At 72.8% G+C, this 20,312-nt stretch carries 11 protein-coding genes; 5 read left to right on the top strand and 6 right to left on the bottom strand.

Annotated elements, in window-relative coordinates; genetic code table 11:
• Both C3489_RS23570 and C3489_RS23575 read left to right on the top strand, forming a co-directional pair.
• Nucleotides 1-3,099 (top strand): carboxyl transferase domain-containing protein (locus tag C3489_RS23570; RefSeq protein WP_103784035.1); only part of this gene is annotated, 3,099 nt, incomplete at its 5' end.
• 110 nt (nt 3,100-3,209) lie between these two features.
• The gene (locus C3489_RS23575) at nt 3,210-5,996 is read left to right on the top strand and encodes a beta-L-arabinofuranosidase domain-containing protein (protein WP_103784036.1); all 2,787 of its coding nucleotides are present in this window, start codon (nt 3,210-3,212) and stop codon (nt 5,994-5,996) included.
• 9 nt (nt 5,997-6,005) lie between these two features.
• On the opposite strand, the gene C3489_RS23580 is transcribed toward C3489_RS23575, so the two are convergent.
• Nucleotides 6,006-6,806: a LysR substrate-binding domain-containing protein gene (locus C3489_RS23580; RefSeq protein WP_103784037.1), complete on the bottom strand. Its 801-nt coding sequence runs from the start codon at nt 6,804-6,806 to the stop codon at nt 6,006-6,008.
• Between the two features lie 59 nt (nt 6,807-6,865).
• On the opposite strand from C3489_RS23580, the gene C3489_RS23585 reads away from it, so the two are divergent.
• Complete coding sequence (locus tag C3489_RS23585; protein ID WP_103784038.1) at nt 6,866-7,252, top strand: DUF5997 family protein; 387 nt, start codon at nt 6,866-6,868, stop codon at nt 7,250-7,252.
• Nucleotides 7,253-7,300: 48 nt separating this feature from the next.
• The gene (locus tag C3489_RS23590) at nt 7,301-9,472 is read left to right on the top strand and encodes a TerD family protein (RefSeq protein ID WP_103784039.1); all 2,172 of its coding nucleotides are present in this window, start codon (nt 7,301-7,303) and stop codon (nt 9,470-9,472) included.
• Between the two features lie 137 nt (nt 9,473-9,609).
• Here the strand turns inward: C3489_RS23590 and C3489_RS23595 are convergent, their stop codons facing one another.
• The 4 genes from C3489_RS23595 to C3489_RS23610 all read right to left on the bottom strand — a co-directional run bounded on the left by C3489_RS23595 (nt 9,610) and on the right by C3489_RS23610 (nt 18,938).
• Nucleotides 9,610-12,984, bottom strand: a complete 3,375-nt coding sequence (locus tag C3489_RS23595; RefSeq protein ID WP_103784040.1) for a pyruvate carboxylase — start codon at nt 12,982-12,984, stop codon at nt 9,610-9,612.
• Nucleotides 12,985-13,110: 126 nt separating this feature from the next.
• A complete protein-coding gene (locus C3489_RS23600) occupies nt 13,111-14,592 on the bottom strand; it encodes an MFS transporter (RefSeq protein ID WP_103784086.1) in 1,482 nt (493 codons plus the stop codon).
• A gap of 153 nt (nt 14,593-14,745) precedes the next feature.
• Entirely contained in the window at nt 14,746-16,242 is a 1,497-nt protein-coding gene (locus tag C3489_RS23605) for an alpha-amylase family glycosyl hydrolase (protein ID WP_103784041.1), read from the bottom strand.
• Nucleotides 16,239-18,938 (bottom strand): glucosidase, encoded by a 2,700-nt coding sequence (locus C3489_RS23610; RefSeq protein WP_103784042.1) that lies wholly within the window; start codon nt 18,936-18,938, stop codon nt 16,239-16,241. The genes C3489_RS23605 and C3489_RS23610 overlap by 4 nt, the downstream gene beginning before the upstream one ends.
• A 99-nt stretch (nt 18,939-19,037) precedes the next feature.
• Between C3489_RS23610 and C3489_RS23615 the strand changes: the two genes are divergently transcribed.
• Nucleotides 19,038-19,589, top strand: a complete 552-nt coding sequence (locus C3489_RS23615) for a GNAT family N-acetyltransferase (RefSeq protein ID WP_258054920.1) — start codon at nt 19,038-19,040, stop codon at nt 19,587-19,589.
• A gap of 16 nt (nt 19,590-19,605) precedes the next feature.
• Here the strand turns inward: C3489_RS23615 and C3489_RS23620 are convergent, their stop codons facing one another.
• Nucleotides 19,606-20,256: a GntR family transcriptional regulator gene (locus C3489_RS23620; protein ID WP_103784044.1), complete on the bottom strand. Its 651-nt coding sequence runs from the start codon at nt 20,254-20,256 to the stop codon at nt 19,606-19,608.
• Nucleotides 20,257-20,312 lie beyond the last annotated feature (56 nt).

Consider the following 20,312-nt stretch of genomic DNA (forward strand, 5'->3'; position numbering starts at 1 on the left):
GAGATCGCCGTCCGGGTGCTGCGGGCGGCCCGGGAGGCGGGGCTGCGCACGGTCGCGGTGTACGCGCGGGGCGACGACGCCCATGTGGGGCTCGCCGACGAGGCCGTGCCGCTCGACGGCGGCTATCTGGACGGCGACGCCCTGATCGAGGCGGCCCGGCGCACCGGCTGCGGGTTCCTCCACCCGGGCTACGGCTTCCTCAGCGAGGACGCGGACTTCGCGGACCGCTGCGCCGGGGCCGGTGTCCGCTTCGTCGGGCCGAGCGCGCACACGCTGCGCGTGCTCGGCGACAAGGTGCGCGCACGTGAGCTGGCCGCGCGGGCGGGGGTGAGCGTGCTGGAGGGGGCCTTCGCCCTCGACGAGGCCCGTGCGCTGCTGGCCGGCGGGCCGCTGATGGTGAAGGCGGTCGGCGGGGGTGGCGGCCGTGGCATGCGGGTGGTGCGGTCGGCAGGAGAGCTCGACGAGGCGTGGGAGCGGTGCGGTTCGGAGGCGCGGCAGGCCTTCGGACGGGCGGAGGTGTACGCCGAGCGGCTGCTGGAGGGCGCCCGGCACATCGAGGTGCAGATCGTCGGTGACGCCACCGGCGCGGTGACCCACCTGGGAGACCGGGACTGCAGCGCCCAGCGCCGCCATCAGAAGCTGATCGAGATCGCTCCCGCACCCGAACTCGCGGACGCGGTCAGGGAGCAGCTCCACGACAGCGCTCTGCGGCTGGCGCGGGCCGCGCGGGTGTCCAGCCTGACCACGGTCGAGTTCCTCGTACGGGGCGAGGAGTTCCGCTTCATCGAGGCCAACCCGCGGCTCCAGGTGGAGCACACGGTCACCGAGGAGGTGACGGGCGTCGACCTGGTCGCCGTGCAGCTGCGCCTCGCGGCCGGGGACACGCTGGCCGACGTGGGGCTCGCGGGTCCGCCGCCGGTGCCGCGTGGCTGCGCGGTGCAGGCGCGGGTCAACGCCGAGGTGACGGCGGGCGACGGGAGCGTGCTGCCGCAGTCGGGCCGGATCACCCGGTTCGACGTGCCCACGGGACCGGGCGTCCGGGTCGACACGGCGGTGCGGGCCGGGGTGGAGGTCGGCACGCGCTATGACACGCTGCTGGCGAAGGTGATCGCGCACACCCCGCACGGCGGTGTGGAGGCGGCCTGCGCGCGGGCCGGGCGGGCGCTGGCGGAGTTCGCCGTGGACGGCGTGCGCACCGGTATCCCGCTGCTGCGCGAGCTGCTGGCCCTGCCGCGTTTGTGGGCACACACGGGCGTGGTCGCCGAGCACGTCCGGACCAGGGAACCCGAGGCACCCGTGGCGCTGGACGGCACGGTCACAGCGCCGATGAGCGGCACGGTCGTCTCCGTGGACGTGGCACCGGGCGATCCGGTCCGCGCGGGTCGGCAGCTGCTGGTGCTCGAAGCGATGAAGATGGAGCACGTCGTCCGGGCGCCCGCCTCCGGTGTGGTCCGGCAGCTCGACGCACGCGTGGGTGAGACGGTGACCGCGGGGGCGCTGCTCGTGGCACTGGACGAGGTGGAGGGCACCGATCAGGAGAGCACCGCCGGCGAACAGGCCGACCTGGACGCCGTCCGTGCCGACCTGGCCGAGACGGTGCGCCGGCACGCCTTCACGCTGGACGCGAACCGGCCCGAGGCCGTGGCCAAGCGGCATGCGCTCGGCCGCCGTACCGCCCGGGAGAACATCGCGGACCTGTGCGACAAGGGGTCGTTCACGGAGTTCGGCGCGCTGGCGATCGCCGCGCAGCGCCGGCGCCGGGCGCTGGACGACCTGATCCGCTCGACACCGGCGGACGGCATGGTGACGGGCACCGGGCGGATCGACGGCAGGGCGTGTGTGGTGATGTCGTACGACTACACGGTCCTGGCCGGTACGCAGGGGCTGAACAACCACCGCAAGACCGACCGGATGCTGGAGCTGGCGGAGCAGCGGGAGCTGCCGGTGGTGCTGTTCGCGGAGGGCGGCGGGGGCCGTCCCGGGGACACGGACACGACGTCCGTGGCGGGCCTGGACATCACCACGTTCCAGCGCATGGGCCGGCTCAGCGGCCGGGTGCCGCTGGTCGGCATCGCCTCCGGCCGCTGCTTCGCCGGGAACGCGGCGCTGCTCGGCTGCTGTGACGTCGTGATCGCCACGCCGGAGGCGAGCATCGGGATGGGCGGCCCGGCGATGATCGAGGGCGGCGGGCTCGGGGTGTACCGGCCGGAGGAGGTGGGGCCACTGTCGGTCCAGGTCCCGAACGGTGTGGTGGACCTGGCGGTGGCGGACGAGGCGGAGGCGGTGCGGGTCGCCCGGCGCTATCTGTCGTACTTCCGGGGCCCGCTCGCCGACTGGGAGGAGCCGGACCCGCGGCTGCTGCGGCATGTCGTGCCCGAGAACCGGCGGCGGGCCTACGACATGCGGGCGGCCGTGCGCGCGCTGGCCGACGTGGACTCGGTGCTGGAGCTGCGGGCCGGGTTCGGAGTCGGCGTCCTGACCTGTCTGGTCCGCGTGGCGGGCCGGCCGCTCGGTCTGATCGCCAGCAATCCGGCGCACCTGGGCGGGGCCATCGACCGGGACGCCGCCGACAAGACGGCCCGTTTCCTGCAGTTGTGCGACGCGTTCGGGCTGCCGGTGGTCTCGCTGTGCGACACGCCCGGTTTCATGGTCGGCCCGGACGCCGAACGCACCGCGACGGTACGGCACTTCGCCCGCCTCTTCGTCACCGGCGCCAACCTGCGCGTGCCGCTGGTGAGTCTGGTGCTGCGCAAGGCGTACGGGCTCGGCGCGATGGCGATGATGGGCGGCTCGACCCGTGCCCCGCTCGCCACGGCGGCCTGGCCGAGCGGCGAGTTCGGCGGCATGGGCCTGGAGGGCGCGGTCCGCCTCGGCTACCGCAAGGAGCTGGAGTCCATCGCCGACCCCGCAAAGCGGCAGGCGGCCTTCGAGGCCCGGGTCGCCGAACTGTACGAGCACGGCAAGGCGGTGAACGCGGCGGCGGCACTGGAGATCGACGCGGTGATCGACCCGGCGGAGTCCCGTGCGTGGATTCTGGCGGCGCTTCAGGACTGGAGCGAACCCGCCGAGCGGCGAAGGGCGTTCGTCGACACCTGGTGAGACGACCGGGGCGCAACTCGTCAGTACCGTTGACGCCCTCCTCCCCCACCTCTACCGTCTGGTCGACCTTCCGTACGCCGTTCGTGATGTCGAACAACCGTGGAGGACCCATGGCCCCGCCCCTCACCCGGCGGACCCTGCTGCGCACCGCCGTTCTCGCCGCGTCCGTGTCCGGCCTGGCGGCCGGGACGACCGGTGCGGCGGGGGCGGCCCCGCTGCCCGCCCCCGGCACCTGGAAGCTGCACCCCTTCGGGCTCGACGAGGTCGCCCTCGGCCCCGGACTCTTCGCGGACAAGCGGGCGTTGATGCTGGCGCACGCCCGCGGTTACGACGTCAACCGGCTGCTGCAGGTGTTCCGGGCGAACGCCGGTCTGTCCACCCTCGGCGCGGTCGCGCCCGGCGGATGGGAGGGCCTGGACGGGGAGGCCAACGGCAATCTGCGCGGGCACTACACCGGGCACTTCCTGACCATGCTGTCCCAGGCGTACGCGAGCACCGGCGAGCAGGTGTTCGCGGAGAAGATCCGCGCCATGGTCGGCGCACTGACCGAGGTGCGCGAGGCGCTGCGGCACGACCCGGCCGTGCTGAGCGTCGAGGGCAGGTTCGGGCCGGCCGCCGAGAACGTCCGCGGCTCCTACCGGTACGTCGACCTGCCGCCGCAGCTCCTGGGCGGCGCCGCCGAACTCACCCTGGCCGCCTGGGTGAAGCCCACGCACGACGCCGCCTGGGCCCGCGTCCTCGACTGCGGCGACGACACCACCCGCTATCTGTACCTGGCCGCACGCAACGCGAGCGGAGTGCCCCGGTTCGCCATCACCACCGGCGGGCCGGGCGGTGAGCAGGGGCTGAACGGCACGGCCGCGCTGCCGCTGGACCAGTGGAGCCATCTGGCCGTCACCCTCGGCGCGGGCACCGGAACGCTGTACGTCAACGGCACGGCCGTGGCCCGGAGCACGGCCATGACCCTCACCCCGGCCGCCCTCGGCACGCTCGCCCACCACTGGCTCGGCCGCTCCGCCTTCGCCGCCGACCCCGTGTTCGCCGGCGCCTTCGGCGGCTTCGACGTGTGGTCGCGGGCGCTCGGCCCGGCCGAGATCGCCGCCCTGCAAGGCCGCCGGGGCTCCGGCGACCTCGTCTCGTACGCCTTCGACGAGCAGGAGGGCGGGACCTTCGCCGACGCCTCCGGGCGCGGGCTCACCGCGACCCTGCGGCGCACCTGGGGCGGGCCCAGTCACCCCGGGTTCCTCGCCGCGTACCCGGAGACCCAGTTCATCCAGCTGGAGTCGATGACCGGCAGCGACTACACCAAGGTGTGGGCGCCCTACTACACCGCGCACAAGATCCTGCGCGGGCTGATCGACGCGCACCTCGCCACCGGCGACGCCCGCGCGCTCGACCTCGCGGCGGGGATGGGCGACTGGATGCACAGCCGCCTGTCGAAGCTGCCCGCCGCCACGCTCCAGCGGATGTGGGGGATCTTCTCCAGCGGCGAGTTCGGCGGCATCGTCGAGGCGATCTGCGATCTGCACGCGCTCACCGGCCGCTCCCAGCACCTGGCGCTGGCCGAGCTGTTCGACCTGGACCGGCTCATCGACGCGTGCGCCGCCGGCACCGACGTCCTCGCCGGGCTGCACGCCAACCAGCACATCCCGATCTTCACCGGGTACCTCGGGCTGTACGACGCGACCGGCGAGGAGCGCTACCTCCAGGCCGCGCGGAACTTCTGGCACATGGTCGTACCGCACCGCATGTACGCGATCGGCGGCACCAGCACCGGCGAGTTCTTCAAGGAACGGGACGTCATCGCGGGCACGATCGCCGCCACCACCGCCGAGACGTGCTGCGCGTACAACATGCTCAAGCTCAGCCGGGCACTCTTCCTGCACGATCAGGACCCGGCCTACATGGACTACTACGAGCGGGCGCTGTACAACCAGGTGCTCGGCTCCAAGCAGGACAAGCCGGACGCCGAGAAGCCGCTCGTCACCTACTTCATCGGCCTGACACCCGGTCATGTGCGGGACTACACGCCCAAGCAGGGCACCACCTGCTGCGAGGGCACCGGCATGGAGAGCGCCACCAAGTACCAGGACTCGGTGTACTTCGCGCAGGCCGACGGCAGCGCCCTGTACGTCAACCTCTACAGCCCGTCCACGCTGACCTGGCGGGAACACGGTGTGACGGTCACTCAGGAGACCGGCTTCCCGAGCGAGCAGGGCAGCACGCTGACCGTGCGCGGCGCCACCGCCGCCTTCACACTGCGGCTGCGGGTGCCGGCGTGGGCGACAGCCGGTTTCCGGGTGACGGTCAACGGGCGCCCGGTGGGCGGCACTCCGGTCCCGGGCAGCTACTTCCCCGTCGAGCGGACCTGGCGGGACGGGGACGTCGTCCGGGTGGTGATGCCGTTCCGGCTGCGGGTGGAGAAGGCGCTCGACGACCCGGTCCTCCAAGCGCTCTTCCTCGGCCCGGTCAACCTCGTCGCCCGTCACCCGGCCACGACGTACCTGGAGTTCGGGCTGTACCGCAACGCCGCCCTGTCCGGGGACCTGCTGCCCACGCTCACGCCCGTGCCCGGCAAGCCCCTGCACTTCACCCTGGACGGGATCGAGTTCGCTCCCTTCCACGAGGGCACCGAGGACCCGACGCACGCCTACGTCCGGCGCGTCGAGCCCCGGGTGGTGTTCGGCGGAGCCGACTCGGGCGTGGCCAACCCCGCGCGGCCGGACGGCGCCACACTGCTCGACGAGGTGTGGGCCGGGGCGCCGTTCGCCGGGAAGGGGGCGCTGGTGGCCCGGGTGCGTGCCGTGGTCGAGGCATGGGTGGCCGACGGGTTGCTCGGCCCGGCCGACGGCGAGGCGGTGGTACGGACGGCGCGGTCGGCGACGTACGTGCGCTGACGGCGCCGGCTACGAGCGGCGGCGGGGCTTGCCTCCGCCGCCGCGCCGGCCGCCCGACTTGGCGCCCGCGCCCCGGGAGCCGGCCGCGCGCGAGCTGCCGCTCCGGGCAGCACCCCCGCCCTTGCGCTCACCGCTCCCGGCGGTCTTGCGCCGCTCCCGCTTCTCCGCGCCCTGCTGCGCCGCCTGCTGGGTCCGGCCGCGCCCCCGGGTGCTGTTGACCGTGCGGCCCCGGACGATGCCGATGAACTCCTCCACCAGGTCGGTGGTGGCCTCCTCCGGCCAGCACAGTCCGATGCCGGACTGCGGCGCGTCGGTGACCGGCCGGTAGGTGAGGTCCCGGCGGTGGTACAGCCGGGCCAGTGACTGCGGCACGATCAGCACGCCGATCCCGGCCGCGACCAGCTCGATCGCGTCCTCGGTGGTCTCCGGGCGCTGGAAGGCCGGCTCCCCGGGCGGCGCGTCCTGCCAGCCGAGGACGTCGTCGAGGGGGTGCAGCACGACCTCGTCGGCGAGATCACCGAGGGTGACCTCGTCGGCCGCGGTCACCACATGGTCCTTGGGGACGACCACGACCGTCGTCTCCGTGTAGAGCGGGATCGCGCTGAAGAAGGTCCGGTCCACCGGCAGCCGCAGCAGGCCGATGTCGGCGGACTGCCCGCGCAGCAGGTCGGACGCCTCGGCGGCCGGGACCTGCAGGAGGGTGAGGGGGACGTCGGGCAGGCGCTCGTTCCACACCCGCGCCCACTTGGCGGGCGTCACGCCGGGGACGTACGCGAGCCGGAACGAGGGGGAGTCTTCGGTGCCTGTCACGCCCGCAAGGCTACCGGCTGTGGTCGGAGGTCTCCGCCCGGGCGGATAGTCTGGACTGCATGAAGTCGCAGCAGAACGCCCAGACGATGAAGCCGGCCACGGCGGCGAAGAAGCTGGGTGTGTACCTCCCCGCCACCCCCAAGGAGTTCCAGGAGGGTGCCGTCTCGCGTGCCGAGCTCGACGAGCTCCAGGCCAACCCGCCCCAGTGGCTGCGCGAGCTGCGACAGAACGGCCCGCACCCGCGCCCCGTGGTCGCGGCCAAGCTGGGCGTGTCCAACGCGGGGCTGGCCCGCGCCGGGATCACCGAGGCCCTCACCACCGAGCAGATCGAGGCGCTCAAGCAGGAGATGCCCGAGTGGCTGGTGAAGGAGCGCGCCACCCAGGCCGAGGTGCGCAAGGAGGCGGCCCGCCTGAAGCAGCGGGACGCGGAGCGCAACCAGGCGTAGCCGCAAAATGCGGTGCGGGGCCCCGCGGGGCGCTGCGATCATGCCGCAATGCGTGACACCCTCGAACAGCTGGTCGTACGGCACACCCACCGCATCCCCTCCCCCGCCGGACCGGCGGGGTCGGGCGAGGTCGCGGCGCGGCAGTTCGACGCCGCGCTGATGTCGGTGGGGTTCAAGCTCTCCGGGCAGGCGCTGGAGCACCTGTCGTCGCTGTCCGGAGCCACGGTCGCCGGCACCGCCCGCCGGGTGCTGAGCACCGTCCGGGAGATGGTCGGCGACCACGTCCGGCACAACGTCTACTTCGTCGACTTCCCGGCGAACGTCCCCGACACCCTCGACTTCTGGATGCGCTGCATCGCCGAGGCGCTCGCCGACGACGCCTCGCGCGCGAGCACGCTGCAGCAGCTCAGCCACGGCGTGGTGGACCTGCTCACCCTGCCGTCCTACGGCCGCTACCCGCACGCCTACGCCGAGATGCTCGCCGCGCACGACGAACTGATCCCGGCGGCCGGCGACCGCCTCACCGTGCTGCACCTCGGCGGCCCGCTCCAGGACGAGGTCACCGGCCTGTACCTGGCGCTGGCCGGCAGCAGCACCCCGCTGGGCGAGGACGGGCTGCGCGACCTGGAGATCCTGGCCGGGCACTGCGTGGCCGGGCCGCAGCCGGAGACGATCCCGGTGCGGGAGAACCGGGCGGTGGTGAACCGGGCCCGGCTGGTGGCGGGCGCCGGCCTGCTGCTGGACACGGTCACGGACGTGCTCCGGCTGGCCTGCGCCCTGTCCGGCGGCGATGTGACCCTGACGGAGCCGACCCGGTTCCGGACGCTGCCGCGGCCGGTGCGCCGCGCGCTGCTCGCGGGCCTCGACGCGGTCGTGGCCGCCTCCCCGGCCAAGCTCGCCGACGTCACCGCGCACCGGGAGGCGTTCAAGCGGCTCGGTGAGCGCCTGCACCCGCACGAGTATCCGCACTGGCCGCACGCCGCCGACGTGTTCGCGGTCGCCCGTGGGGAGAAGGAGGCGCGCTCCTTCGACAGCCGGGTCGAGGAGCTGCTGGCGATGCACGACGTGACGGGTGCGGTGAACTTGCTGTCCGCCGCGCCGGGCAAGCTGTTCCGCTCGCTGGACCGGCTGCTGCGCATGGCGCTCACCCAGGACGAGCGGGACACGATCGCCGAGACGGCCGGGCAGGTCGCCGGCGAGGTCTCCGGCCGCGTGCTGCTGTCGGTCGCCGAGCATCTGCGCAACCGCGCCTGGGCGACCGGTGAGCGCCGGGTGTTCGTGGGCCGCACGGGCCGCGCCTGGGTCACCGAGGACACGCGCCCGCCGGTGCTGCCGCCGGAGCGCGAGCGGCTGATCGCCGTCGTCGACGCGGAGATGCGCCGCCGGCTGCCGGACACGGCGCACGTCCTGGTCGACCCGGATGTGCTGGACGTGGCGCTTCCGCTCAGCGGCAGGGCGACCACGGCCGGCCTGGGCGTGCTGCCGCGCGGCTCCCTCTCCCCCGTCGACGGCGAGCTGCTGCGCTTCTTCGTGTACTGGAAGGAGCACGCTCACACCACCGACTACGACCTGTCGGCGCTGCTGCTCGACGCCGACTACCGGACGGTGACCTGGCTGTCGTACACGGCCCTGTCCGACGTCGAGGGCGAGCACTCCGGTGACATCACCGCAGCTCCCCAGGGTGCCTCGGAGTTCATCAACCTGCGGCTCGGCGCCGTGCGCGGCACGTACATCGTCCCGCAGGTCAACATCTTCTCCGGGGAGGGCTTCGAGGAGGTCGAGGAGTCCTTCTTCGGGTTCATGCTGCGCGAGGCGGAGAAGGCGGGCCGGCCGTTCGAGCCGCGCACGGTGCGGATGAAGTCGGACCTGCGCGGCCCGGGCCGGGTGGCGCTGCCGCTGGCGTTCCTGCGGGGCGACGACGGCCGGTGGCGTGCCAAGTGGCTGCACCTGTACCTCAAGGGCCACCCGTCGGCCAACCGCGTCGAGGGCAACCGGGTGTCGGTGGCGACCCTGCTGCGCGGCGTCGTCGAGCGGGAGTACCTCACCGTGGGCTATCTGACCGATCTGCTGGCCGGCCGGGGTACGACCGTGACCCGCTGGGACGGCACGTCCGTGCCGGACGGCCCGGTCACCTACATCGGTCTGGAGCGGCCCGACGGCCTGCACCCGGACTCCCGGATCGTCACGCCGGAAAATCTGCGCGACCTGATCCCGGCGTGACTGCTACCTTTGGCGGCGGCGAGGCCATGCAGGGGCTTCCTTCTCACACTCCTTGAACTAGCCCTTGCGCTCTCCTCGCCCTCGACGCCGGCCCCCCGGCACCGGAAGGTGCCGGGGGGCCGTTGTCGTCTCCTGGCTCAGCCGATCACGACGAGCAGGTCGCCGCCCTCCACCTGCTGGACCCGGTTGATCGCCAGCCGGGACACGGTGCCCGCCTTCGCGGCCGTGATCGAGGCCTCCATCTTCATCGCCTCGATGGTGGCGACCGTGGCGCCCGCCTCCACCTGGTCGCCCTCGGCGACGGAGAGGGTGACCACGCCCGCGAAGGGTGCCGCGACGTGGCCGGGGTCGGTGCGGTCGGCCTTCTCGGTGGCCGGGATGTCGGCGGAGGCGGCGACGTCACGGACCTGGATCGGCCGCAGCTGGCCGTTGAGCGTGGACATCACCGTGCGCAGGCCGCGCTCGTCGGCCTCGCCGATCGCCTCCAGGCCGATCAGCAGCCGCACACCGGGCTCCAGGTCGACGGCGTACTCCTTGCCCGGGCGCAGGCCGTAGAAGAAGGCCTTGCTGTCCAGGATGGAGGTGTCGCCGTAGGAGTGGCGGTGTGTCTCGAACTCGCGGGTCGGCGCCGGGAAGAGGAGCCGGTTGAGGGTGGCGCGGCGGTCCTTGTCCAGGCCCTCGCGGTCCTCGGCGCTCAGTTGCGGGGCCGGCTTGGCCTCCGCGCGGCCCTTGAGGGCCTTGGTGCGGAACGGCTCCGGCCAGCCGCCGGGCGGGGTGCCCAGCTCGCCGCGCAGGAAGCCGATCACCGAGTCCGGGATGTCGAAGCGGTCCGGGGTCTCCTCGAACTCCTTGGGGTTCACGCCGGCGCCGACCAGGTGCAGGGCGAGGTCGCCGACCACCTTGGAGGACGGGGTGACCTTGACCAGGCGGCCCAGGATGCGGTCGGCGGCCGCGTACATCGCCTCGATGTCCTCGAAGCGGTCGCCGAGGCCGAGCGCGACGGCCTGGGTGCGCAGGTTGGACAGCTGGCCGCCGGGGATCTCGTGGTCGTAGACGCGGCCGGTCGGGGAGGCGAGGCCCGCCTCGAAGGGGGCGTAGATCTTGCGGACGCTCTCCCAGTACGGCTCCAGGTCGCCGACGGCCTTGAGGTCGAGGCCGGTGGGCCGCTCGGAGTGGTCGGTGGCGGCGACGATCGCCGACAGCGACGGCTGCGAGGTGGTGCCCGCCATGGAGGCCACCGCCCCGTCGACCGCGTCCGCGCCGGCCTGGATCGCGGCGAGGTAGGTGGCGAGCTGGCCGCCCGCGGTGTCGTGGGTGTGCAGGTGGACCGGCAGGTCGAACTCGCGGCGCAGCGCGGAGACCAGCTTGGCGGCGGCCGGGGCGCGCAGCAGGCCCGCCATGTCCTTGACCGCGAGGACGTGGGCGCCGGCGTCGACGATCTGCTCGGCGAGACGCAGGTAGTAGTCGAGGGTGTACAGCTGCTCGCCGGGGTCGCTGAGGTCGCCGGTGTAGCACAGGGCGACCTCGGCGATGGCGGTGCCGGTCTCGCGGACGGCCTGGATGGCCGGGCGCATCTGGCCGACGTCGTTGAGGGCGTCGAAGATGCGGAAGATGTCGATGCCGGTGGCCGCGGCCTCCTGCACGAACGCGTCGGTGACCTCGGTCGGGTACGGGGTGTAGCCGACGGTGTTGCGGCCGCGCAGCAGCATCTGCAGACAGATGTTGGGCACGGCCTCGCGCAGCGCGGCGAGGCGCTCCCACGGGTCCTCGGCGAGGAAGCGCAGCGCCACGTCGTAGGTGGCGCCGCCCCAGCACTCCAGGGACAGCAGCTCGGGCAGGGTGCGGGCGACGACCGGCGCGACCGCGAGCAGGTCCTTGGTGCGCACCCGGGTGGCGAGCAGCGACTGGTGGGCGTCGCGGAAGGTGGTGTCGGTGACGCCGAGGGTCGGCGACTCGCGCAGCCAGCGGGCGAAGCCCTCCGGGCCCAGCTGGGTGAGCTTCTGCTTGGAGCCGGCGGGCGGCTCGGCGGCGGGCAGCGCGGGCAGCTTGGTCACCGGGTCGATCAGCTCGGGGCGCTCACCGTGCGGCTTGTTGACGGTGACGTCGGCTAGGTAGGTGAGCAGCTTGGTGCCGCGGTCCGCGGAGTGGCGGGCGGTGAGCAGGTGCGGGCGCTGCTCGATGAACGAGGTGGTGACGTTGCCGGCCTGGAAGTCCGGGTCGTCGAGCACGGCCTGCAGGAAGGGGATGTTGGTGGCCACACCGCGGATGCGGAACTCGGCGACCGCGCGCCGGGCCCGGTTGACGGCGGTGGTGAAGTTGCGGCCCCGGCAGGTCAGCTTGACCAGCATGGAGTCGAAGTGCGCGCTGATCTCCGTACCGGCGTGGGTGGTGCCGCCGTCGAGGCGGATGCCGGAGCCGCCGGGCGAGCGGTAGGCGCTGATCCGGCCGGTGTCGGGGCGGAAGCCGTTGGCGGGGTCCTCGGTGGTGATACGGCACTGCAGCGCGGCCCCGCGCAGGGTGACCGTGTCCTGGGACAGGCCGAGGTCGGCGAGGGTCTGGCCGGCGGCGATGCGCAGCTGGGACTGGACGAGGTCGACGTCGGTGACCTCCTCGGTGACCGTGTGCTCGACCTGGATGCGCGGGTTCATCTCGATGAACACGTGCCGGCCCTGGCGGTCGAGGAGGAACTCCACGGTGCCCGCGTTGCGGTAGCCGATGTGCCGGGCGAACTTCACGGCGTCTTCGCAGATCCGCTCGCGCAGCGCCGGGTCCAGGTTGGGCGCGGGCGCCAGCTCGATGACCTTCTGGTGGCGGCGCTGCACCGAGCAGTCGCGTTCGAAGAGGTGGATGACGTTGCCCTCGCCGTCGGCGAGGATCTGCACCTCGATGTGGCGGGGCTCGACGACCGCCTGCTCCAGGAAGACCGTCGGGTCGCCGAAGGCGGAGGCGGCCTCGCGGGAGGCGGCCTCGATGGCCTCGCGCAGCTGGGCGGGGTCCTCGACGCGGCGCATGCCGCGCCCGCCGCCGCCCGCGACGGCCTTGACGAAGACGGGGAAGCCGATGTCCTCGGCGGCCCGCAGCAGTTCGTCGACGTCGTTGGAGGGCTGCGAGGAGCCCAGCACGGGTACGCCGGCCTCGCGGGCGGCGGCCACGGCGCGGGCCTTGTTGCCGGTCAGTTCGAGGATCTGCGCGCTCGGGCCGACGAAGGTGATGCCGGCTTCCTCGCAGGCGCGGGCCAGCTCGGGGTTCTCGGACAGGAAGCCGTAGCCGGGGTAGACGGCGTCGGCGCCGGCCAGCCGGGCCGCGCGGATGATCTCGTCGACGGAGAGATACGCGCGCACCGGATGCCCGGGTTCACCGATCTCGTAGGCTTCGTCGGCCTTGAGCCGGTGCAGCGAGTTGCGGTCCTCGTGCGGGAAGACGGCCACGGTGCGCGCACCGAGCTCGTATCCGGCCCGGAAGGCGCGAATCGCGATCTCGCCACGGTTGGCGACCAGTACCTTGCGGAGCATCCCCGATCCCTTCGGCGTGCGGGTGAGTGCCACCATGGTCGCGGCAACGACCCCACCTGGCCATGAGACGCGGGTCACCATTCAGGCGGCGGTCTCAGGATGCGGGACATCGCGGAAGTTCGCCGTCTAGCCCGGTGGCATCCCGGTCTGTCCCTGGAGCCGTTCCAGGTCGGAGGCGCGGACCTGGATGGCGAAGACGGCGATCAGCGCGGCGAGAGCGGTGAAGATCGCGGCGACGACGAACGCGGCGCTCGCCCCGGCGGTGAGGATCTCGTCGGAGAAGGGCTTGGGCAGCTGCCCGGTGCGCTGGAAGCGCAGCCGCTCCAGCGGGGTGGCCTGGGCGAGGAAGCGCGGGATCTGCTGGTGCGCCTCGTCGGTGCTGGCGGTGCCGAACGTGGTGACCAGGATGGACAGGCCGAGGGAGCCGCCGACCTGCTGGGTGGCGTTGAGCAGCCCGGAGGCGGCTCCGGCCTCCCGGGGTGCCACGTTGGACAGGGCCATCAGGGTCAGTGACACGAACTCCATGCCCATGCCGAGGCTGAAGACGAGCATCGGGCCGAGGATGCTGCCGGCGTAGGTGGAGTCCACGTCGGTCAGGGTCAGCCAGGACAGGCCGGCCGCCGCGAGGATCGCGCCGGTCACCATGAACGGTTTGGGCCCGAACCGTGGCAGGAACCGGGAGGCGAGCCCGGCGCCGATCGCGATGACCGCGCTGACCGGCAGGAAGGCCAGTCCGGCCTGCAGCGGGCTGAAGCCCAGGACGTCCTGCACGAACAGGGTGAGGAAGAAGAACATCCCGAAGATCGCCGCCGCCAGGCACAGCATGATGCCGTAGGTGCCGGCCCGGTTGCGGTCGGCGAACATGTGCAGCGGGGTGATCGGCTGCCTGGAGCGCCGCTCGATCAGCACGAACCCCGCCAGCACGACGACCGCGGCGGCGAACGAGGCCAGCGTCAGCGCGTCCCGCCAGCCCTCCTGCGCGGCCCGGATGAATCCGTACACCAGCAGCACCATGCCGACGGTGGAGGTCAGCGCGCCCGCGATGTCGAAGTGGCCGGGGTGGCGTTCGGACTCGCGGATATAGCGGGGTGTGGCCAGCACGATGAGCGCGCCGATGGGCACGTTGACGAACAGCACCCAGCGCCAGTTCAGCCACTCGACGAGGATGCCGCCCATGAGCAGCCCGATCGCGCCGCCGCCCGCGGAGACCGCGGCGAACACCCCGAAGGCCCGGTTGCGTTCCGGGCCCTCCTTGAAGGTGGTGCTGACCAGGGACAGCGCGGTCGGGGAGGCGATGGCACCGCCGACGCCCTGCAGGGCGCGGGCGGCGAGCAGCTCGCCGGGGTTCTGCGCGAGGCCGCCGAGCAGGGAGGCCACCGCGAAGAGCACCACGCCGAACATGAAGACGCGGCGTCTGCCGAGGATGTCGCCGGTGCGGCCGCCGAGCAGCAGCAGACCGCCGAAGGTGAGGGTGTAGGCGTTGACCACCCACGCCAGGCTGGTGGTGGAGAAGTGCAGCGCGCTCTGGATGTGCGGCAGGGCGATGTTCACGATGGTGATGTCGAGGACCACCATCAGCTGGCAGGAGGCGATGACCAGCAGGGCCATCGCGTTCCCACCGCCGCCGCGTTTCTCGGTGGCGGGCTGCGTCGCGGAGATCGGTTGCGGGCTGGTGCTCATGGTGCAACCCCAGGGGTGCCGGGTCCGTCGTCGACGCTACGCCCGCGCCGACAGGGGCACCACTCGATCAGGCGTACCGCCTCAGGCGGTGACAGCCGCCGTACGCAGGGTGTCGGGGTCCGGGTCCGGCACCGGCACGGTGAGCACGTGGGCCTGCCAGGCGGGCAGGTCGACAAAGAGGCCGGCGTCGGCCAGTTCGTCGCCGTCGCGGTCGTAGGACTGCCCGGTGAGCAGGTCGGTCAGCAGGCGGCCGGCGCCGCGCAGGTCGTCCCAGGGGAGGTGGACGCGGCCCTGGGCCTGGTGGGCGCCGTGGTTGACGACGACCAGGTGGCGGGCGTCGGCGGCGGTCCAGCTCCAGGCGAGCAGGGAGCGGTGCGTGTCGTTGTCCGGCCGGCCGGTCGTCTCCAGCAGGTGCCACTCGCCCCGGCGTACGGCGGCCGCGGCCTCCAGCAGGCGCTGGTGGAAGGCGCGCAGGTCCTCGTCGGGGGGCTCGGCGGGGCGGCGGGCCAGGAAGACGGGCAGGTGCACCCGGCGGCCCTCGAACTGGCCCTCGTGCCACAGGGTCGCGCCGGGCAGCGTGGCGACGGTGACGGCCGCCGCGCGTTCCCGGTCGCCGGGGAGGGCGCTGGCGGCGCGGGGCTCGTCGTGGTTCTCCACGAAGCGCACGAGGCCGCGCTGGTAGCCGAGGTCCGCGCGCAGATGGGCGCGCACCTGCTCGGCGTCCTCGTGCACGAGCCGGTCGTACAGCCGCTTGTCGTAGGCGTGGTCGAAGCCCTGCTGCTGCAGGAGGTACTCCATGTCCCAGTAGGCCTCGGCGAGGAAGAGCATGTCCGGGTGGCGGGCGCGCACGCGCGGGATCACGTACGGCCAGAAGTCCTCGGCGGGGACGGCTCCCGCCCGCTCGCCCCAGGTGCGCGCGAACACCTCGTTGGTCATCAGCATCGCCATGTCGCAGCGCACGCCGTCCGCTTGGTCGCCGATCGCGATGAGTGTCTCGACGGCCGCGTCGCGCAGTTCGGCGCTGAAGGCGTTCAGCTGGACGACGTCGGGCCAGGGCGGGAAGTAGGGGTCGCGGCCGCGGGCGTAGACGTGCCCGGCGGCTTCCAGGTAGGCGTCCGGGGCGTGGGCGAGGTCGTCGGGGGTGCCCTGGATCAGGCAGCCGGGCCGGTCGGCGGTCCAGGGGTGGTCGGGGGCGACGTGGTTGGGGACGTGATCGACGATCACCTTGCGTCCCCGGGCGGCCAACTGGGCGCGCGCCTCGGCCAGGCCGTCGGGTCCGCCGAGGCGGGTGTCGACGACGTAGTCCCGTACGCAGTAGGGGGAGCCGGCGAGGTCCGCCTCGGTGAGGTCGGGCAGGGCCGCGCGGAAGGAGGCGAGCAGACCGGGGTCGCGCAGGGCGAGGGCGAGGCCGGCCGGGCTGCGCTCCCACACGCCCATCAGCCACACCGTGTCGACGCCGGGCCGCGCGATCTCGTCCCAGGCCTCGCCGGGCACGTCGCCGAGGGTCACGGGCCGGCCGTACCGGCCGCTGAGCTCGCCCAGCCAGACCAGGGTGTTGATCTCGTACACGACCGTCATGCGAGCGACTCCTGCGGTGTGAGGGAGTCCCGGCCGCCGCGGTGCCACTCGTCGGCGCCGATGGTGCGGAACAGGGTCGCCGTGGCCGCGACCAGTCCGGTCCAGCCGGTCTGGTGGGCGGCCCCGAGGCCGGCGCCGGTGTCGCCGTGGAAGTACTCGTAGAACAGGACGAGGTCCTTGAAGTGCGGGTCCTTGGCATAGACGGCCTGGGTGCCGTGCACCGGGCGGTGGTCGTCGGCGTCGGGCAGGAAGGTGGCGGTGAGCCGGTCGGAGATCTCCCGGGCGACCTCGTACAGGTTCAGCCGTCTGCCGGAACCGGTCGGGCACTCCACGGTGAACTCCGGGCCGTGGTAGGCGTGCAGGTTCAGCAGGGCGCGGATGATCAGCACGTTCACCGGGAACCACACCGGGCCGCGCCAGTTGGAGTTGCCGCCGAACAGGCCCGAGTCGGACTCGGCGGGCAGATAGCCGACGCCGTAGCGCTCACCGTGCACCTCGAAGGTGTAGGGGTGCTCGGCGTGGTGGCGGGAGAGCGAACGGATGCCGTACGGGCCGAGGAACTCGTCCTCGTCGAGCATGCGGGCCAGGATGCGGCGCAGCCGGTCCTCGCCGAAGAGGGCGAAGAGGTAGCGGCCGTCGGCGTTGGGGTCGGCGGTGACGTGCTGCTCGACGAAGGCCTCCACGGCGGGGTGACGTTCGATGAACTCCCTGGCGCCCTGCACGAGTTCGGGGAAGCTGCGGTCGGCACGGCCGCCGATGACGCTGGTCGCGGCGAGCGGGATCAGCCCGACCAGGGAGCGCACCTTCAGCGGGGTCGCGCGGCCGTCGGGCATGCGCAGCACGTCGTAGAAGAAGCCGTCGTCCTCGTCCCAGAGGCTGGCGTTGTCGCGGCCCATACGGTTCATGGCGACGGCGATCCACGCGAAGTGCTCGAACAGCATCTGCGCCTGCTCGACGTAGACGGGGTTGTCGACGGCGAGTTCGATGGCGATCTCCAGCAGGTTCTGGCAGTACAGCGCCATCCAGGCGGTGCCGTCGGCCTGGTCCAGGTGACCGCCGGTGGGCAGCGGGGCGCTGCGGTCGAAGACGCCGATGTTGTCCAGGCCCAGGAAGCCGCCCTGGAAGACGTTGTTGCCGTCGACGTCCTTGCGGTTGAGCCACCAGGTGAAGTTCTTCATCAGCTTCTGGAAGGCGTTCTCCAGGAACGCGCGGTCGCCGCGGCCGGTGCGGTGCTTGTCGAGTTCGTAGACGAAGAGCACCGCCCAGGCGTGCACGGGCGGGTTGACGTCGCCGAAGTTCCACTCGTACGCGGGGATCTGGCCGTTGGGGTGCAGATAGAGGCGGCGCAGCAGCAGCTCCAGCTGGTCCTTGGCGAAGTGGGTGTCGACCATGGCCAGGGCGAGGGTGTGGAAGGCGAGGTCCCAGGCGGCGAACCAGGGGTACTCCCAGGTGTCCGGCATCGACATGATCGCGTCGTTGACCATGTGGTACCAGCCGCTGTTGCGGACGCGGGGGTCGACGGCGAGCGGGTCGACGCCGTGCTCGGCGAGCCAGCGCTCCACGTCGAGGTGGTAGTACTGCTTGCTCCACAGCATTCCGGCGAGGGCCTGGCGGACCATGCGCCGCTCGTGCTCGCTCATGCCGTCGGGGGCGAGGGCGGCGTAGAAGGCGTCGGCCTCGGTGCGGCGGGAGTCCAGCACCTGGGTGAAGTCCCGCCAGGGGTCGGCGAGTTCGGTGTCGGTCAGGCGCAGCCGGATGGCGGCGCTGTCGCCGGCGGGGACGGTCAGCACATGGTGGACGGCGGCCTTGGTGCCGGTCCGCTCCGGGTCGACGGCCTCCTGCTCGCCGTGGACGACGTACCGGTCGATGCCGTCCTTGACGTAGGGGGTGGTGTTGGGGCTGCCGAAGATCCGCTCGTTGTTGGTCTCGTTGCCGGTGAAGAGGGTTTCGGCGCCGGTGTCGTGGTGCAGCCAGCGGGTGCCGAGTCCGGCGTGGTCGGCGCGGATGGCGTGCGGGGTCTGCCGCAGGGCGGGCACGGTCGTGCCGCCGGCCCAGGACCAGGTGTGCCGGAACCACAGCGTCGGCAGCAGGTGCAGGGTGGCCTCGTCGGGGCCGCGGTTGTGCGCGGTGATCTCGACCAGCAGGTCCTCGGGGCCGGCCTTGGCGTACTCGACGACGACGTCGAAGTAGCGGTTCTCGTCGAAGATCCCGGTGTCGAGCAGCTCGTACTCGGGTTCGCCGCGGCCGCGGGCGCGGTTGGTGTCGACGAGGTCGCTGTAGGGGAAGGCGCGCTGCGGGTACTTGTACAGGTACTTCATGTAGGAGTGCGTGGGCGTGTTGTCGAGGTGGTAGTAGCACTCCTTGACGTCCTCGCCGTGGTTGCCCTCGGCGTTGGTCAGGCCGAACATGCGCTCCTTGAGGATGGGGTCGCGGCCGTTCCACAGGGTGAGCGCGAAGCACAGGCGCTGCTTGTCGTCGCTGACGCCGGCGATGCCGTCCTCGCCCCAGCGGTAGGCGCGGGAGCGGGCCTGGTCGTGGGTGAAGTACGACCAGGCGTCGCCGTCGGCGCTGTAGTCCTCGCGGACGGTCCCCCACTGCCGCTCGCTCAGATACGGCCCCCAGCGCCGCCAGGCCACCACGCCGGCGTCGGCCTCGGCGAGCCGCAAGCGCTCGGCGTCCGGCACATGGGTCGTCATCGCATGGTCCTCCCGCCAACCCGGCGCACTCACCTCAGATTCGGGCATGCCGGGCGGGCCCGCAATCACGGTGCGGCCGGTCGGTTACGCTCCGGGAGCGTGGAGACGACCGAGGACGGCCCCGGCGCCGTGATCCTGCGCGCGGCCCGGCCGGAGGACCGGACGGCCATCGCGCGCATCGACGGCTCTTTCACCACGGACAGGGTGCTGCGCGTACGGCGCACGGACACGGGGTTCGAGGCGGCGGAGACGGCGGTGGACCCGCCCGTGCGCAAGACGTTCCCCGACGACGACTGCGGCGAGGCGGACGACCCCGGCGAGCGCACGGTCGTGGCCGAGGTGCGGGGACGGGTGTGCGGCTTCGTGACGACCGTCTTCCAGCGGTGGAACCGGCGCCTGGTCGTCGCCGATCTGGAGGTGGCCCCGGCCCATCGCGGCCGGGGCATCGGCGCGGCCCTGCTGGCGCGGGCCGTCGAGGAGGGGCGGCGGCTCGGCGCCGGCCATGTGTGGCTGGAGGTCACCCATCTCAACGCGCCCGCCGTCCGCCTCTACCGGCGGGCCGGGTTCGAGCTGTGCGGGCTGGACACCTCCCTGTACTCGGGCACGGCGTCCGAGGGGGAGACGGCGCTGTTCATGAGCCGCCCCCTCTGATGCCGGGCCCGGCCCGTCAGGCGCCGTCCGGCTTGCGGTGGCCCTGGACCGCCGCGCGGCTGGTGGTCAGGTGGTGCAGGACCAGGGACTCCACGCGGGTCACGTCGCGGTCGGCGATGGCCTGGTAGAGGGCCTCGTGTTCCTCGGCGATGCCGAGGAGGTCGTCGTGCTGGCCGAGCAGCCAGCGCACCCGGCTGCGCATGACGCGTTCCAGCTCGCTGAGCAGCTCGTTCGCGGCGAGCCAGATCACCGTCTGGTGGAAGTCGGCCGCGGCCCGGCGGGCCGCCACGGCGTCGCCGGCCCGGGCCGCGTCCAGTTCGCGGTCGAGGTCGGCGCGCAGCCGCTGCAGCCCCTCGCGGGTGTGGCGCTGCGCGGCGAGCCGGAAGGCCAGCGTCTCCAGGGCTCCGCGCACCTCGTCGAGGTCGGCCAGGTCGGACGGGGTGAACTCGCGGACCACCGCCCAGCTGCGGGGCCGCGGGGTGACCAGGCCCTCGGCGACGAGCGTCTTGAGGGCGTCGCGCACGGGCAGCCGGCTCACGCCCAGCGACTCGGCGAGCTCGCGCTCGACCAGCCGGCTGCCCGGCTTGCGTACCCCGTCGAGGATCTCGTCCCGCAGCTGCCTGGTCACGCGCTCCGACTCGGGCGTGAACCCCTGTGACCCCGTCATGGTCGTCCTTCTCTCGTCACGTCCCCGGCGGCGCACCGGCGCTGTGCGGGTGCCGG

Origin of the sequence: Streptomyces sp. Ru71 (assembly GCF_002920535.1) — a bacterium.
Lineage (GTDB): Bacteria > Actinomycetota > Actinomycetes > Streptomycetales > Streptomycetaceae > Streptomyces.